14 protein-coding genes and 1 pseudogene are annotated in these 15,372 nt (G+C 68.5%); 12 read left to right on the top strand and 3 right to left on the bottom strand.

Going from position 1 to position 15,372, the window contains the following annotated elements; genetic code table 11:
- Window positions 1-119 precede the first annotated feature (119 nt).
- Window positions 120-1,484 (bottom strand): alpha/beta hydrolase, encoded by a 1,365-nt coding sequence (locus tag AC1DB1_RS11295; protein WP_477200836.1) that lies wholly within the window; start codon window positions 1,482-1,484, stop codon window positions 120-122.
- Window positions 1,485-1,617: 133 nt separating this feature from the next.
- Between AC1DB1_RS11295 and AC1DB1_RS11290 the strand changes: the two genes are divergently transcribed.
- On the top strand, window positions 1,618-1,842 hold the full coding sequence (locus tag AC1DB1_RS11290; RefSeq protein WP_477200835.1) for a hypothetical protein: 225 nt from the start codon (window positions 1,618-1,620) through the stop codon (window positions 1,840-1,842).
- A gap of 24 nt (window positions 1,843-1,866) precedes the next feature.
- On the opposite strand, the gene AC1DB1_RS11285 is transcribed toward AC1DB1_RS11290, so the two are convergent.
- Window positions 1,867-2,991, bottom strand: a complete 1,125-nt coding sequence (locus AC1DB1_RS11285) for a mannose-1-phosphate guanylyltransferase (protein WP_477200834.1) — start codon at window positions 2,989-2,991, stop codon at window positions 1,867-1,869.
- A 74-nt stretch (window positions 2,992-3,065) separates the two neighbouring features.
- On the opposite strand from AC1DB1_RS11285, the gene AC1DB1_RS11280 reads away from it, so the two are divergent.
- The 11 genes and pseudogenes from AC1DB1_RS11280 to AC1DB1_RS11230 all read left to right on the top strand — a co-directional run bounded on the left by AC1DB1_RS11280 (window position 3,066) and on the right by AC1DB1_RS11230 (window position 14,707).
- On the top strand, window positions 3,066-4,220 hold the full coding sequence (locus AC1DB1_RS11280) for a glycosyltransferase family 4 protein (RefSeq protein ID WP_477200833.1): 1,155 nt from the start codon (window positions 3,066-3,068) through the stop codon (window positions 4,218-4,220).
- A 48-nt stretch (window positions 4,221-4,268) separates the two neighbouring features.
- On the top strand, window positions 4,269-5,408 hold the full coding sequence (locus AC1DB1_RS11275; protein WP_477200832.1) for a magnesium and cobalt transport protein CorA: 1,140 nt from the start codon (window positions 4,269-4,271) through the stop codon (window positions 5,406-5,408).
- A 172-nt stretch (window positions 5,409-5,580) separates the two neighbouring features.
- A complete protein-coding gene (locus AC1DB1_RS11270) occupies window positions 5,581-6,663 on the top strand; it encodes a BMP family lipoprotein (RefSeq protein ID WP_477200831.1) in 1,083 nt (360 codons plus the stop codon).
- A gap of 210 nt (window positions 6,664-6,873) precedes the next feature.
- On the top strand, window positions 6,874-8,394 hold the full coding sequence (locus tag AC1DB1_RS11265; RefSeq protein ID WP_477200830.1) for an ABC transporter ATP-binding protein: 1,521 nt from the start codon (window positions 6,874-6,876) through the stop codon (window positions 8,392-8,394).
- Window positions 8,391-9,656 (top strand): ABC transporter permease, encoded by a 1,266-nt coding sequence (locus tag AC1DB1_RS11260; protein ID WP_271176204.1) that lies wholly within the window; start codon window positions 8,391-8,393, stop codon window positions 9,654-9,656. Before AC1DB1_RS11265 ends, AC1DB1_RS11260 begins: the two co-directional genes overlap by 4 nt.
- Window positions 9,653-10,942, top strand: a complete 1,290-nt coding sequence (locus AC1DB1_RS11255) for an ABC transporter permease (protein WP_477200829.1) — start codon at window positions 9,653-9,655, stop codon at window positions 10,940-10,942. The genes AC1DB1_RS11260 and AC1DB1_RS11255 overlap by 4 nt, the downstream gene beginning before the upstream one ends.
- Before the next feature lie 8 nt (window positions 10,943-10,950).
- A pseudogene (locus AC1DB1_RS11250) lies at window positions 10,951-11,373 on the top strand (cytidine deaminase); the annotation flags it as partial.
- A 97-nt stretch (window positions 11,374-11,470) separates the two neighbouring features.
- Window positions 11,471-12,781 (top strand): thymidine phosphorylase, encoded by a 1,311-nt coding sequence (locus AC1DB1_RS11245; protein WP_271176207.1) that lies wholly within the window; start codon window positions 11,471-11,473, stop codon window positions 12,779-12,781.
- A 52-nt stretch (window positions 12,782-12,833) separates the two neighbouring features.
- The gene (locus tag AC1DB1_RS11240; RefSeq protein ID WP_477200828.1) at window positions 12,834-13,952 is read left to right on the top strand and encodes an adenosine deaminase; all 1,119 of its coding nucleotides are present in this window, start codon (window positions 12,834-12,836) and stop codon (window positions 13,950-13,952) included.
- A gap of 24 nt (window positions 13,953-13,976) precedes the next feature.
- Window positions 13,977-14,438 (top strand): PTS sugar transporter subunit IIA, encoded by a 462-nt coding sequence (locus AC1DB1_RS11235; RefSeq protein WP_271176209.1) that lies wholly within the window; start codon window positions 13,977-13,979, stop codon window positions 14,436-14,438.
- Complete coding sequence (locus AC1DB1_RS11230) at window positions 14,435-14,707, top strand: PTS sugar transporter subunit IIB (protein WP_477200827.1); 273 nt, start codon at window positions 14,435-14,437, stop codon at window positions 14,705-14,707. Before AC1DB1_RS11235 ends, AC1DB1_RS11230 begins: the two co-directional genes overlap by 4 nt.
- 280 nt (window positions 14,708-14,987) lie before the next feature.
- On the opposite strand, the gene AC1DB1_RS11225 is transcribed toward AC1DB1_RS11230, so the two are convergent.
- Window positions 14,988-15,311 (bottom strand): ArsR/SmtB family transcription factor, encoded by a 324-nt coding sequence (locus tag AC1DB1_RS11225; RefSeq protein ID WP_477200826.1) that lies wholly within the window; start codon window positions 15,309-15,311, stop codon window positions 14,988-14,990.
- Between the last annotated feature and the right edge of the window lie 61 nt (window positions 15,312-15,372).

The raw sequence follows: 15,372 nt of genomic DNA, 5'->3' as shown, positions 1-15,372 counted from the left end.
CGGCCCCGGTACAGTGTTCCGCCCGGCCTGTTCTTGGTCGGCTGCAGGGTTCCTGCCGCTTGGTCTGGCACGAACAACCCTCCCTGGTTGTGATCGCAAAGAACGCGCGAGAAGCGCTTTTACAGTCTATGCCGGTGAAACGTCCGGTGCTGGTTAGGTGCGCCTAACTGTCTCGATATCGAGACAGTTCGGCCGGCATCCGGGGCGCTGAGGCCGAGGGACGGGTACAGGTCGTGCAGGCCGACGGGAAGGCCGTCGATGACGGTCGCGGCGCTGTGATCGGCCCCGGGGACGACCTCGTCCCAGACGTGCATCCCGTGTGCGCGGGCGGCCTGGGCCATCCGGTGCGAGATCGGCGGGTAGTAAGGGTCGAACTGCCCGACGGCGAAGACCGCGTTGATCCGTGAGTAGCGCTTCCCCGCCATCATGTTCAGCGGTTTGATCCTGTCGTACGCCGACTGATCGCCGTGGAAGACGTTCGCCAGCACGGGCCCGGGCACTTCGGCGGCGGGGAAGGCCTCACCCGCCAGGTCGATGACGTTGCCGAACAGCGTCGGGTAGGTGACGGTGAGCGCGAGCGCGCACTCGCCGCCGTTCGAGAACCCGGCGACCGTCCACTCCCGGTGATCGCGGCTGATGTTGAGGTGCTTCAGCGCCCAGTCGGGCACGTCGCGGGCGAGGTAGGTCTGCGCGTCGCCGTAGCGCGCGGTGTTCAGGCAGAGCGGGTCCTGCGTCGGCTCGCCCAGCTGGTCCGGCATGACGACGATGGGCGCCAGTCCGTGATGGCGGGCGGCGATCGGGTCCAGGATGCTCGCGATCAGGCCGGGGTCCGGGTGTCCGGGCTGGCCCATCATCATGACCAGCAGCGGCAGGCGCGGCGGGTTCTCGACCAGCGCGGCCGGCGGCAGGTAGATGCCGGCCGGACGCGCGTGGAACCCGCTGCGGGTGTTCGGGATGACCTGCACTCCCGCGCGACCGGTAGCCGGCATGTCGGCGGGCGCCTTCCAGGTCTTCCAGAGGGTGGAGAGGTCACTGGCCGCGGTGGTGCCCGCGAGCTGGATGGTCGGATCGGTCGGCACTCCGACCAGACTGCCCAGGGTGCGATCGAGGCCGTAGTCGGCGTTGATCGCGACGGTTCCGGCAATCGCGAACAGGGGGATGCAGACGGCGGCCACCAGCGTGCGCCACCAGCGCGAGCGCCAGAGGCTCGCGACCGCCAGGAACACCCCGCAGAACGTGGCGGCGATCCAGACGTAGTTGCGCATCCCGAGACCCATGCCGAAAAGGTTGAGGGTGCGGATCGCCACGAACCACGTCACGACCGCCGCGACGAGCCCAGCACCGAGGGCGATCGCGACGGTCAGCAGCCACCTCGGCGTGGGACGGCGCAGCAGCAGGAACACCGCCCCGGCTGCGGCGAGTGAGAAGACCAGGAAGATGACGGGACCTTCGACGATGTCGGTCCTCCAGAGCGCGTCGAGCACTTGTCCCCTTTGCAGTTCATGAGCGGGCTGCTGCCGGAGGGAACGCTAGGGAACCAGCATGAGAGCCGGGCGAAGGTCGCTGTAGGAGTTCTCAGCGGTTGACCGCGCAGACAGGCGGGGTACCGTCCGCGGCATGACTCAAGACGAACCGGTGATGAGCGGAAGTGACGAGGCGGGCCGCGACGAGAAGGTGCGCGGCATCGTCGAGCAGCTGACGGCGGATATGCAGCTGCGGCCGCAGGAGGACAGTGAGAAGCTCCTCAAGCAGCGCTTGGACGACGCGGGCATCGCCTCTGACGACGCGGAGGTCTCGCGGCTCGCGCGCGATGTGCAGCAGCGGCCGTCGCAGGTGGACTGACCGGTCGGCAGCCGGCCGGGCCGGCTAGAGGACGTCGCTCGAGCCGGTGAGCTTGAGCGCGTCGACGACGGCCTTGACCCGCTGGGCGTTCTCGCTCGTCGTGACCAGCAGCGCATCCGGAGTGTCGACCACGACGATGTCCTTGACGCCGATCAGGCTGATCACCCGGCCGGACTGGCTGACGACGATGCCGCTCGACGCGTCGGAGAGCACGCGCGCGTTCTCGCCGAGGATGGCGAGGTCCGACTTGCGGCCGCCCGAGTTCAGCTTGGCGAGGGAGGCGAAGTCGCCGACGTCGTCCCAGTCGAAGTAGCCGGGGATGACGGCCAGCTTGCCGGCTGCGGCGGCGGGTTCGGCCACGGCGTAGTCGATCGCGATCTTGGTGAGGTTGGGCCAGATGCGGTCGACGGCCGGTCCGCGCGTCGCCGGGTCGTCCCACGCCTCGGCGAGCTCGAGCAGCCCGGCGAGCAGCTCGGGCTGCGAGCGGCCGATCTCCTCGAGCAGGCGATCGGCCCTGGTGATGAACATGCTGGCGTTCCAGAGGTAGTTGCCGCTGGCGACGTAACGCTCGGCCGTCTCGAGGTCGGGTTTCTCGACGAACTCGGTGACCGTCAGCGCGCTCGGCGCCCCGCCGATGTCGAGGGGACCGGCACTCCGGATGTAGCCGAAGCCGATCGCGGGCTCGGTCGGCGAGATGCCGATGGTCGTGATGTAGCCGGCGTCGGCGGCCGCGACCGCCTCGGTGACCGCCGAGAGGAACAGGGCGTGGTTCTTGATGACGTGGTCGGCGGCGAACGACCCGATGATCACGCCGGGCTCCCGGCGCTCCAGGATGGCGGCCGCGAGGCCGATCGCCGCGGTAGAGTCGCGCGGCTCCGACTCGAGCACGATGTTCTCGTCGCTGAGCGCCGGCAGCTGCGCTTCGACGGCCGCGCGGTGCGCCCGCCCGGTCACGACCATGATGCGCTGCTCGCCCGACAGGGGCACGAGCCGGTCCCAGGTGTCGCGCAGCAGCGTCTGCCCCGATCCGGTGAGGTCGTGCAGGAACTTGGGGGCGTCGGCGCGGGACAGCGGCCAGAGCCGGGAACCGATGCCGCCGGCCGGGATGACGCTGTAGAAGCGGTCGAGCGTTTTCGGTGTGCGAGCCATGTCGAAAGGATACAGAGCCGTGCTCGTCATCGGCCGTTCACGGTGCGGTCACTCCCGGCTCGTAGCGTCGGAGCATGCGGATCGCGGTCGTCAGCGAAAGCTTCCTCCCCACCGTCAACGGAGTGACAACGAGCGTGTGCCGGGTGCTGGAGCACCTCGCGGCATCCGGGCACGAGGCCATCGTGATCTGCCCCGATGCCGGCGCCCCGGCCACGTACGCGGGATTCCCCGTGCACCAGGTCCCGTCGTTCGCCTACCGGCAGTTCCCCGTCGGCCTGCCGAGTCCCCAGGTGCAGCGCATCCTCGCCCGGTTCGGGCCGGACGTGCTGCACGCGGCGTCCCCGTTCCTGCTGGGAGCGCAGGGGATCGCGGCGGCGAACCGGATGGGCATCCCGTCCGTCGCCGTCTATCAGACGGATGTCGCCGGCTATGCGCGCAGCAACGGGCTCGGCATCACGTCAGCCCTCGCCTGGAAGTACGTGCGCTGGGTGCACGACGGCGCCGACCTGACGCTCGTGCCGTCGTCGGCGTCGGAGTACGACCTCCGCACGGCCGGTGTGCAGCGTCTCACGCGCTGGGGACGCGGAGTCGACATCGAGCGCTATCACCCGAACCATCGCCGCAGCGCGCGCGCCAAGGAGTTGCGCGAGCAGCTGTCTCCCGACGGCGAGCTCGTCGTCGGCTACGTCGGCCGGGTGGCGCCGGAGAAGCAGGTGGAACGGTTGCGGGCGCTCCGCGGCCTTCCCGGGGTGAGCGTCGCGATCGTGGGCGACGGTCCCGCCCGGCCGGTCGTGGCCGGAGCGCTGCGGGGCATGCCGGTCACCTGGCTCGGTCGTCTCGGGGGAGAGGAGCTCGCTGCGGCGTATGCGGCGTTCGACATCTTCGCCCACACCGGAACCGAGGAGACGTTCGGCCAGACGATCCAGGAGGCGCATGCCTCCGGACTCCCGGTCGTCGCCCCGCGCGCGGGTGGGCCCATCGACCTCGTCGAGCACGGCGTCGACGGACTGCTCTACCCGCCCGGCGACGAGCGGGGCCTTCGTGCCGCGGTCGGGATGATCGCCGCCGACGTGCCGCTGCGGCTGCGGATGGGCGAGGCCGGCCGCCGCCGGGTGCTCGGCCGCTCCTGGTCCGTGCTCTGCGACGAGCTCGTGGGGCACTACGAAACGGTCATCGTCGACCGCGCAGAAGAAGTCCAGCGCATCGGCAGGGAGCGCGCGTACAGTTGAGTGGCCCTTCACGCGGCCACTCCTGACTCGGATCCACCGGAGGTGACCATGGCCCCCAACAGCAATCGACGCGGCATCTCGATGCCCTTCGTCTCTCGGACACGCCGGGTGGACCCGCCATCATCGGTCGCCACGGAGGTCACGGACGCACCGGTGCGCGAGCCGCGCCCGAGCATGGTCGACAGCGCCATCTACTCGGACGGCCACCGCGTCGCGTCGCCGCGCTCCCTGGCCGAGACCTATCGGGCACTGGATGCGACCCCCGGCGGTGTCGCGTGGATCGGCCTCTACCGGCCGAGCGAGCAGGAGCTCATGTCGCTCGCCGAGGAGTTCGAGCTGCACCAGCTGGCCATCGAAGACGCGATCGTCGCCCACCAGCGCCCCAAGCTGGAGCGCTACGACGGCGTGCTGTTCGTCGTGCTGAAGGCGGCCAACTACCTCGACGTGCCCGAGGAGGTCGACTTCGGCGAGCTGCACCTCTTCGTCGGTCCGAACTTCGTCATCACGGTGCGCCACAGCGAATCGCCCGACCTCTCCCATGTGCGGCAGCGCATGGAGCGCGAGCCGGAGCTGCTCGCCCTGGGGACCCAGGCCATCCTGTACGCCATCATCGACGCGGTCGTGGATGCCTACAGCCCCGTCGTCGCCGGCCTCGCCAATGACATCGACGAGATCGAGACGCAGGTCTTCGGCGGCGACGCCCTGGTCTCGCGCCGTATCTACGAGCTGTCGCGCGAGGTCATCGACTTCCAGCGCGCCACGCATCCGCTGACCGCGGTGATGGTGGCGCTCGAGCACGGCTCGGCGAAGTACGGAGTGACGCAGGAACTGCAGCGTGCGCTGCGCGACGTCTCCGACCACCTCATCCAGGTGAATGAGCGCGTCGACGCCTTCCGGCAGCTGCTGCGCGACATCCTCACCGTGAACTCCACGCTGGTGTCGGAACGCCAGAACGAGGAGATGACGAGGCTCGCGCACTCGACGCACGATCAGGGCGAGCAGGTCAAGAAGATCTCGTCGTGGGCGGCCATCCTCTTCGCGCCGTCGCTCGTCGCGGGCATCTACGGGATGAACTTCGTGCACATGCCCGAACTGGCATGGCCGCTCGGCTACCCGCTCGCGGTGCTGGCGATGGTCGGCCTGAGCAGTGCGCTGTACGTCATCTTCCGCAAGCGCGGCTGGCTCTGAGCCCAACGCACAGCTGAGCCCTGCTCAAATGAGCAGGTGCCAATCACGCGCGCGTTTGTAACGCTTACGTGAAGAAGCCGGGTTTTCGAACGGAGCGGTTCGTCACATTCGGTAACGTGAATCACAATCGGCCCCCCTTACCCGCGGGGCCTGCATCTTGGAGGACACCACCTTGACAATCACAGCCCGTAAGGCCGGCCTGCTCGGCCTGGCGGCGGTCGGCGTTATGTCGCTGCTCGCAGCCTGTTCGGCGGCTCCGTCGGACACCTCGACCAGCGGGGCCGCGAAGAGCGACTTCCTGCCCTGCATGGTCTCCGACTCCGGCGGATTCGACGACCACTCGTTCAACCAGCTCGGCTTCGAAGGCCTCAACCAGGCCGCCGACAAGCTCGGCGTCAAGCCGAAGTCGGCCGAGTCGAAGAGCGAGAACGACTTCGCTCCGAACATCCAGAGCATGGTCGACGCCAACTGCAACCTCGTCGTGACCGTCGGCTTCCTGCTCGCCGACGCCACCAAGAAGGCCGCAGCGGCGAACCCCGACGTCGACTTCGCGATCATCGATGACAGCTCGATCACCGCGAAGAACGTCAAGCCGATCATCTTCGACACCGCCCAGGCCGCGTTCCTCGCCGGCTACACCGCTGCGAGCTACTCGAAGACCGGCGTCGTCGGCACCTTCGGCGGCATGCAGATCCCGACCGTCACCATCTTCATGGACGGCTTCGCCGATGGCGTGAAGTACTTCAACGACCAGAAGAGCAAGTCGGTCAAGGTCGTCGGCTGGAACGTCGACAGCCAGAAGGGCGCGTTCACCGGTGGCTTCGACGCCAACGAGACCGCCAAGAACACGGCACAGGGCATCATCGACCAGAACGCCGATGTGATCATGCCCGTCGGTGGTCCGATCTACCAGAGCGCCGCAGCGGCGATCAAGGACTCGGGCAAGCCGATCGCGATGATCGGCGTCGACGCCGACGTCTACCTCTCCGACCCGAGCGTGAAGAGCCTGCTCCTCACCTCGGTGATGAAGGGCATGAAGCCGGCCACGAACGACGTCGTGACCGCTGCCGCCGCCGGCAAGTTCGACAGCACCCCGTACGTGGGCACGCTGAAGAACGACGGCGTCGGCCTGGCCCCGTTCCACGACTTCTCCTCGAAGGTCGACAGCGGCCTGCAGGGTGAGCTCGACAAGATCAAGGCCGGCATCATCGACGGGTCCATCACGGTCACGTCGCCGTCGTCGCCCAAGCAGTAACCAGCACCACCCATGAAATCGGGGAGGTCGGCTCGCGCCGGCCTCCCCGGTCTTTTGCCCCCGTCATCGCTTTCGCCCTTGTCTCGATTGCTCAAGTGAGCACACACTGACATATGTGCAAAAGGTAGTGTGAAGACGCGCATCGAGGCCCACCTGCCGTTCCGCGCGCGATCGCTCCACCCGGGCGAGTAGAGAAGGAACCCCACCCGAATGAAGCTCGAACTTCGCGGCATCACCAAACGGTTCGGTGCCCTGGTCGCGAACGACCACATCGACCTCACGGTCGAGCCAGGCGAGATCCACTGTCTCCTCGGAGAGAACGGCGCCGGCAAGTCCACCCTCATGAACGTCCTCTACGGCCTGTACCAGGCCGACGAGGGGGAGATCCTGCTCGACGACGTCGTCCAGCACTTCTCCGGCCCCGGTGATGCGATGAAGTCCGGCATCGGCATGGTCCACCAGCACTTCATGCTGATCCCCGTCTTCACCGTCGCCGAGAACGTGATGCTCGGTCACGAGCAGACCAAGTTCGGCGGCCGCCTCGACCTTCCCGCTGCCCGCAAGCGCGTGCGCGAGATCTCGGCACGGTTCGGCTTCGACGTCGACCCCGACGCGCTGGTCGAAGACCTGCCCGTCGGTGTGCAGCAGCGCGTGGAGATCATCAAGGCGCTCTCGCAGAACGCCAAGGTCCTCGTCTTCGACGAGCCGACGGCCGTGCTCACTCCGCAGGAGACCGACGAGCTGATGGAGATCATGCGCCAGCTCAAGGAGCAGGGCACCGCGATCGTCTTCATCACCCACAAGCTGCGCGAGGTGCGCGAGGTCGCCGACCGCATCACGGTCATCCGGCTCGGCAAGGTGGTCGGCGAGGTCGCCCCCACCGCCAGCAACCCCGAGATGGCCTCGATGATGGTCGGCCGCGCCGTCTCGCTCACGGTCGAGAAGCAGCCGGCCACCCCCGGAGCCCCCGCGCTCGTGGTGAACGATCTGTCGGTCATCGACCCGATCGGCCAGCTCGTCGTCAACCGCGTGAGCTTCGATGTGAAGGCGGGCGAGATCCTCGCCATCGCCGGTGTGCAGGGCAACGGCCAGACCGAGCTCACCGAGGCGATTCTCGGCCTGCAGCCGCGCGTCGAGGGCGAGATCGAACTCGACGGAACGAACATCGTCGGGAACAGCGTGCGCAAGGTGCTCGACGCCGGCGTCGGCTTCGTGCCGGAGGACCGGAACGAAGACGGTCTCGTCGGGGAGTTCAGCATCGCCGAGAACCTGATGCTCGACCGTTCCAGCGGAGCCCCGTTCGTCAAGGGCGCCAACCTGCAGCTCGGCTACCTCAACGAGTTCGCCGAAGAGAAGGTGCGCGAGTTCGATGTGCGCACCCAGAGCATCGAGACGAAGGTCGGCCGCCTCTCCGGCGGAAACGCCCAGAAGGTCGTGCTCGCCCGTGAGCTGAGCCGCGAGCTGCGCCTCTTCGTCGCGGCCCAGCCGACGCGCGGACTCGACGTCGGCTCGATCGAGTTCGTGCACAAGCGCATCGTCGAGACGCGCGATTCGGGCATCCCGGTGATCGTGGTCTCGACCGAGCTCGACGAGGTGGCGGCGCTCGCCGACCGCATCGCCGTGATGTACCGGGGGAAGATCGTAGGAATCGTGCCGGGAGACACGTCGCGCGACGTGCTCGGCCTCATGATGGCCGGCGAGCTGCCGGCGGATGCAGGAGCAGCAGCATGACCGGCACCGAGACGGCGCCTGGCCTGGCCAAGCAGGAGACCCCCGGCGAGGAGCCATCGCGCTGGAACAAGGCAGTGCGCGACATCATGGGCGGCAGTGTCGTCATCTCGATCCTCGCGGTCGTGCTCGCCCTCATCGTCGGCGCCATCCTGATCGCGGTCACCGACCCGGATGTGCAGAAGGCCGCCGGCTATTTCTTCGCCCGCCCAGGTGACACCATCGCGGCGGTGTGGAACTCGGTGTCGAGCGCCTACGTCTCGATGTTCCAGGGCGCGATCTACAACTTCCGCCGCCCGAGCTTCGAGGCGGGCATCCGGCCGCTGACCGAGACGCTCACGTTCGCGACGCCGCTCATCGTCGGCGGTCTCGGCGTCGGCCTCGCGTTCCGCGTCGGCATGTTCAACATCGGTGGCCAGGGGCAGATCCTCATCGCCGCCGCCTGCTCGGCGTGGGTGGGCTTCTCCTTCAACCTGCCGCCGGTCCTGCACCTGGTCGTGGCGGTCGTCGCAGGCATCGCCGGCGGAGCGATCTGGGCCGGCATCGTCGGTCTGCTCAAGGCGAGGACGGGCGCGCACGAGGTGATCGTCACGATCATGCTCAACTACATCGCGTTCTACCTGATCTCGTACATGCTGCGCACCCAGGGCCTGCTGCAGGCGCCGGGCTCGAACAACCCGAAGGCCCCCGCGATCCACGGCAACGCGGTCTTCCCGCCGCTGTTCGGGGTGCAGTACAACCTCACCTGGGCGTTCGTGGTCGTCATCGCGGCCACCTTCTTCGTCTGGTGGCTCATCAACCGCTCGAACCTCGGCTTCCGGTTCCGTGCGGTCGGCGAGAACCCCAACGCCGCACGCGTCGCCGGCATCAACGTCAAGAACATGTACTTCTACGCGATGCTCATCGCCGGTGGGCTCATCGGCATCGCCGGTGCCAGCCAGGCGCTCGGCGTCTTCCCGCAGGGCATCAGCTCGGGCGTGGATGCCGGCATCGGGTTCGACGCGATCACCGTCGCCCTGCTCGGCCGATCCAAGCCGTGGGGCATCTTCATCGCCGGCCTCCTGTTCGGTGCCCTGAAGGCGGGCGGTTACACGATCCAGGCCGCCAACGACATCCCGATCGACATCGTGCTCGTCGTGCAGTCCCTCATCGTGCTCTTCGTCGCGGCGCCGCCGCTCGTGCGGGCCATCTTCCGTCTGCCCACCCCGGGGTCGACGCCCCGGAGACCGGGTCCCATCGTCACGAAGGAGGTGGAGGCCAAGTGAGCACCGCGACACCCGTCATCCCCGACTCGTCCCCGATCGTCCTCGAGAAGGCGACCATCCGCAGCTGGAAGATGCCCATCGCGTTCGGCGTCTTCGTCGTCCTCAGCATCATCCTGTTCTTCGGCTTCCCCCGTCACGGCCAGAGCACCTTCCGGTTCAGCGAGGGCACCGACAAGGTCAAGCTCGGCAACCTCACGGTCGACACGTTCAGCACCACCATCATCGTCACGATCCTGCTGATCATCCTGACGGCGATCAGCGTGTGGATGGCCTACCAGGCGCGCAAGGCCAACCTCTGGCTGGTCATCGCGTTCGCCCTGATCTTCATGTTCGGCTTCCTCGCCTGGGCGGGTTCCGGCGAGCTGCCGGTGCCGGTCACCGGCCTGCTGCTCGGAACGGTGAGCCTCTCGGTCCCGCTCGTCTTCGGCGCGCTCGGCGGCGTGATCTCGGAGCGCGGTGGCGTCGTGAACGTCGCGATCGAGGGTCAGCTGCTCGGTGGCGCCTTCGTCTCGGCGATGGTCGCGACCCTCACCGGCAGCTGGGCGCTCGGCCTCATCTCGGCGCTTGTGGCCGGCGTGCTCGTGTCGTTCGTGCTGGCTGCGTTCTCGATCAAGTACCTCGTCGACCAGGTCATCGTCGGTGTCGTGCTGAACGTTCTCGTCACCGGCCTCACGAGCTTCCTCTACTCCAAGGTGCTCGCCGGCAACCCGACGCTGCTCAACCACCCGCCGCGTCTGCCCGAGTGGCCGATCCCGCTGCTCAGCGACATCCCGATCATCGGCCCGGTGCTGTTCCGCCAGTCGATCATCGAATACCTGATGTACATCGCGATCTTCGCCGTCTGGTTCGGGCTGTTCCACACCCGCTGGGGCCTGCGCCTGCGGTCGGTCGGTGAGCATCCGGAGGCCGCCGACACGGTCGGCATCAACGTCAACGGCACGCGGTTCTGGAACGTCTCGCTCGCCGGCGCCGTCGCCGGCCTGGGCGGCGCGTACTTCACCCTCGGCTCGGTCGGCGCCTTCTCGAAGGAGATGACGGCCGGTCAGGGCTTCATCGCCCTCGCCGCGGTGATCTTCGGACGCTGGGACCCGATCCGCGCCACCCTGGCAGCGCTGCTGTTCGGCTTCGCGTCGAACCTGCAGAACGTGCTCGGCATCATCGGCTCGCCGGTTCCGAGCGAGTTCATGCTGATGCTGCCCTACGTCGTCACGATCTTCGCGGTGGCCGGTCTGGTGGGGCTCTCGCGTGCTCCCGCCGCCGACGGCAAGCCGTACATCAAATCGTGAGCGCCGGGATGACGAACGGCACCGCCGGCTCCGACGCCGCCTCCATCGATTGGGACGGCCTTCGCGAGGCCGCCCGGGAGGCGATGACGCACGCCTACGCCCCGTACTCGAACTTCCCGGTGGGAGCGGCGGCGCTCGTCGACGACGGCCGCGTGATCACGGGATGCAACGTGGAGAACGCCAGCTACGGCGTCACCCTCTGCGCCGAGTGCGGCCTGGTGTCCGCGCTGCACCTGTCGGGTGGCGGCCACCTTGTGGCGTTCACCTGCGTGGACGGGCACGGCAACATCCTGATGCCGTGCGGCCGCTGCCGTCAGCTGCTCTACGAGCACTCGGCCGAGGGGATGCTGCTGGAGACCGTCTCCGGCATCCGCACCATCGACCAGGTGCTCCCGGATGCGTTCGGCCCGCGCCAGCTCGCCGACTACGCGGGTGACACCGCCGCGAGCGGCACCGCCGCTGGCGGCACCGCCGCAGGCGGCACCGCCGCTGGCGGCACCGCTCAGAACAACGATTGAGGATTCTCCCGTGACCAGCACCTCCGGCGCGATCGAGGCGTTCGACGCCGTCGATCTCATCCACACCAAGCGCGACCGCGGCGAGCTCACCACCGCCGAGATCGACTGGCTGATCGATGCGTACACCCGCGGCTACGTCGGCGACGAGCAGATGTCCGCGATGACCATGGCGATCTTCCTCAACGGGATGACCCGCCGCGAGATCCGCGACCTCACGATGGCGATGATCGCCAGCGGCGAGCGGATGAGCTTCGAGGGCCTCGGCAAACCGACCACGGACAAGCACTCCACCGGAGGCGTCGGCGACAAGATCACCCTGCCGCTCATGCCGCTGGTCGCCACATTCGGCGTCGCAGTGCCGCAGCTCTCCGGGCGCGGTCTCGGCCACACCGGAGGAACGCTCGACAAGCTCGAGAGCATCCCAGGCTGGCGCGCGAACCTCACGAACCAGGAGATGTTCGACCAGCTGCGCGATGTCGGCGGTGTGATCTGCGCTGCCGGCTCCGGGCTCGCGCCCGCTGACGGCAAGCTGTACGCCCTGCGCGACATCAGCGGAACCGTCGAGGCCATCCCGCTCATCGCGTCGTCGATCATGAGCAAGAAGATCGCGGAGGGCACCGGCGCTCTGGTGCTCGACGTGAAGTTCGGCTCCGGCGCCTTCCTGAAAGACATCGAGAAGTCGCGCGAGCTGGCCCGCACGATGGTCGAGCTGGGCACGGATGCGGGCGTCGCCACCTCTGCGCTGCTCACCAACATGAATGTGCCGCTCGGCCTCGCCATCGGCAACGCCAACGAGGTGCGCGAATCGGTCGAGGTCCTCGCCGGCGGCGGTCCCGCCGACGTGGTCGAGCTGACGATCGCGCTCGCGCGCGAGATGCTCGCCCTCGCCGGGCAGCCGGACGCCGACGTGGAGGGCGCCCTGAAGGACGGCCGCGCGATGGACACCTGGCGTGCCGTCATCCGGGCCCAGGGCGGCGACCCGGATGCGCCGCTGCCGGTCGCGAAGGAGACGCACACCGTGGTCGCGGAGCGCGACGGCGTGCTCGTGGAGCAGCAGGCGCTGCCGTTCGGGATCGGGGCGTGGCGTCTCGGCGCCGGACGCGCCCGCAAGCAGGATCCGGTGCAGCACGCTGCCGGCATCGACCTGCACGCCAAGCCGGGCGACACCGTGCGCGAGGGACAGCCGCTGTTCACCCTGTCGGCCGACGAGCCCGCTCGCTTCGAGCGCGCCCTCGACGCCGTCGCCGGCGCGTACCGCATCGGCGACCCGGGCGAGCCCGTGCTCGACGGCGGCCCGCTCATCGCCGATCGCATCGGATGAGCCCCGCCCGTCCCCACGCGCGCGACTGAGCGCGACCGATAGATTGAGAGCCATGAGCGAGAACAACCACGCGTACACGCTGAGCGACGGCACGAGCATCCTGGATCTGCCCAAGGTGTCGCTGCACGACCACCTCGACGGCGGTCTGCGCCCGGCCACGATCATCGAGCTGGGGTCGGAGATCGGCCTCGAACTGCCGGCCTCCGATGCCGACGCTCTCGGCGCCTGGTTCGCGGAGAAGTCCAACTCGGGCTCGCTGGTCGAGTACCTCAAGACGTTCGACCTGACCACGGCGGTCATGCAGACCAGCGCGGGCCTCGAGCGCGTCGCCCGCGAGTTCGTGCAGGACCTCGGCGCCGACGGCGTCGTCTACGGCGAGATCCGCTGGGCGCCCGAGCAGCACCTGGGGTCCGGTCTGAGCCTCGACCAGACCGTCGAGGCCGTGCAGAGCGGCATCGAGCAGGGCATCGCCGATGTGCGCGCAGCCGGTCGCCCCATCCGGGTCGGTCAGCTCGTCACGGCCATGCGCCACAACGACCGCGGCCTCGAGATCGCCGAACTCGCCGTGCGCCACCGTGACAACGGGGTCGTCGGCTTCGACATCGCCGGGCCGGAGGCGGGCTTCCTGCCGTCGAAGCACCGCGCCGCGTTCGACTACCTTGCCAGCGAGTTCTTCCCGGCGACCGTCCACGCCGGTGAGGCCGACGGGCTCGACAGCATCCGGAGCGCTCTGCTCGACGGCCGCGCACTGCGTCTCGGCCACGGTGTGCGCATCGCCGAAGACATCGTGATCGAGCGGCAGGACGACGAGAACACCTACGTCACGCTCGGCACGCTCGCGCAGTGGGTCAAGGATCGCGAGATCGCCCTCGAGACCAGCCCGACGTCGAACCTGCAGACCGGCGCGATCGCCGCGTGGGGCGACGAGCTCATCGACCACCCGTTCGATCTGCTCTACCAGCTCGGCTTCCGCGTCACGGTGAACACCGACAACCGCCTGATGAGCGGCACCACCCTCACCCGCGAACTCTCGATCCTGGCGGACGCGTTCGCGTACGACCGCACCGACCTCGAGGTCTTCCAGCTCAACGCCGCCGCTTCCGCCTTCCTCCCGCTGGAGGAACGCGAAGAGTTGGCCGACATCATCTCAGCAGGTTTCGAGGGTTCGTAGACCCCCGGACGATACGCTGGAACCATGCCACTGCCACCGCTGCCCGATTCCGCCATCACCGTCGGCGCCCACGCGTCCGACTGGCGCGAGGCGGTCGAACTGGCCGGTGCCGCCCTCGCCCGCTCCGGCGCGGTCGAGGCGGGCTACGGTGCACGCATGATCCAGGTGATCGACGAATTCGGCGCCTACATCGTGATCGCACCCGGTCTGGCGCTCGCGCACGCCCGCCCCGGGCCGGATGTGCTGACGGACGGTCTCTCCGTCGTGACGCTCGCTGAGCCGGTGGTTTTCGGGCACCCGCACAACGATCCGGTGGCCGTTGTGATCGGCCTGGCCGTCGCGACCCCGGATGCGCATGTCACCTCGGTCGCTGAGCTCGCCAACATCTTCAACGATCCGGGCGCCATCCCCTCGCTCGCCGCCGCGAGCGACGTCGCAGAGGTGCAGCGCATCATGGCCGCCAGCGAAGAAGGGGCCCCGCGATGAAGATCGTCGCCATCTGCGGCGCCGGCGTCGGCACGTCCGGCATCCTGAAGGTCAACGCGGAGCGCGTGCTCAACCGGCTCGACATCGCCGCCGACGTCACGGCATCGGATGTCGCCAATGTCGAGACCGCCGCGGCCGACGCGCAGGTCATCCTGACGTCGCCGGAGCTGGTCGAGGCGATCGGCCGCACGAACGCCGACGTGGTCGTCGTCGACAACTTCTTCGACCTCGACGAACTCGAGCGCAAGCTCGAAGAAGCGCTGGGCTGAGCTCCGGGCTGTGCCTCGTCGCGTGAGGCGCCACGCCCCGCGTGTGCCGCCACGCCCCGCGTGTGCCGCCACGCCCGCGCGTGCCGCCACGCCCGCGCGTGCCGCCACGCCCGCGCGTGGTGAGAAGTCACGAATTGTCGCCTGAGAGCCGGATTCGGTGTTCCGGGCGACAGTTGGCGACCACTCACCCGGGCGACCACTCACTCGGGCGACCACTCACCCGGGCGACCACTCACTCGGGCGACCGCCTGGCTGGGGAGGAAGCGACCGGTGGGGAAGGTCAGTCCGCCGAGGACGGCGTCGGCGCGATGAGCGCCTCGATGAGACCGGGGAAGCGCTCGTCGAGTTCGCGACGGCGCAGTTGGATCGCGTGCGTGCGCCCGCTCACGATGGTCAACGTCACCCCGGCCTCGCGAAGGGCCTTGAAGTGGTGCGACAGCGTGGACTTCTGAACGTCGAAGCCCCACTGCGACTCGCTCTTCGAGTGCGGCTCGCCGTCGGCCAGCACGCGGACGATCTGCAACCGGATCGGGTCGGCCACCGCGCGCAGCACGTCGACGAGCTGCACGTCGGCCATTTCGGGCGCCGGGAACTCGGCCGACATGATTCCTCCGTGAGTCTGGGGACGGGTGAGCGAAAAATAGTTTGACAATGATCGAACTATT

The organism is Leifsonia sp. 10N434 (genome assembly GCF_056394405.1).
The sequence above is the reverse complement of the archived record's forward strand: the minus strand, read 5'-3'. Positions and strand labels throughout refer to the sequence as shown.

Excerpts from the sequence above, each read along its gene's own strand:
- AC1DB1_RS11290 (WP_477200835.1), top strand. The coding sequence starts at position 1,618 with ATGACTCAAGACGAACCGGTGATGAGCGGAAGTGACGAGGCGGGCCGC.
- AC1DB1_RS11285 (WP_477200834.1), bottom strand. The coding sequence starts at position 2,991 with ATGGCTCGCACACCGAAAACGCTCGACCGCTTCTACAGCGTCATCCCG.
- AC1DB1_RS11280 (WP_477200833.1), top strand. The coding sequence starts at position 3,066 with ATGCGGATCGCGGTCGTCAGCGAAAGCTTCCTCCCCACCGTCAACGGA.
- AC1DB1_RS11275 (WP_477200832.1), top strand. The coding sequence starts at position 4,269 with ATGGCCCCCAACAGCAATCGACGCGGCATCTCGATGCCCTTCGTCTCT.
- AC1DB1_RS11265 (WP_477200830.1), top strand. The coding sequence starts at position 6,874 with ATGAAGCTCGAACTTCGCGGCATCACCAAACGGTTCGGTGCCCTGGTC.
- AC1DB1_RS11260 (WP_271176204.1), top strand. The coding sequence starts at position 8,391 with ATGACCGGCACCGAGACGGCGCCTGGCCTGGCCAAGCAGGAGACCCCC.
- AC1DB1_RS11240 (WP_477200828.1), top strand. The coding sequence starts at position 12,834 with ATGAGCGAGAACAACCACGCGTACACGCTGAGCGACGGCACGAGCATC.
- AC1DB1_RS11235 (WP_271176209.1), top strand. The coding sequence starts at position 13,977 with ATGCCACTGCCACCGCTGCCCGATTCCGCCATCACCGTCGGCGCCCAC.
- AC1DB1_RS11230 (WP_477200827.1), top strand. The coding sequence starts at position 14,435 with ATGAAGATCGTCGCCATCTGCGGCGCCGGCGTCGGCACGTCCGGCATC.
- AC1DB1_RS11225 (WP_477200826.1), bottom strand. The coding sequence starts at position 15,311 with ATGTCGGCCGAGTTCCCGGCGCCCGAAATGGCCGACGTGCAGCTCGTC.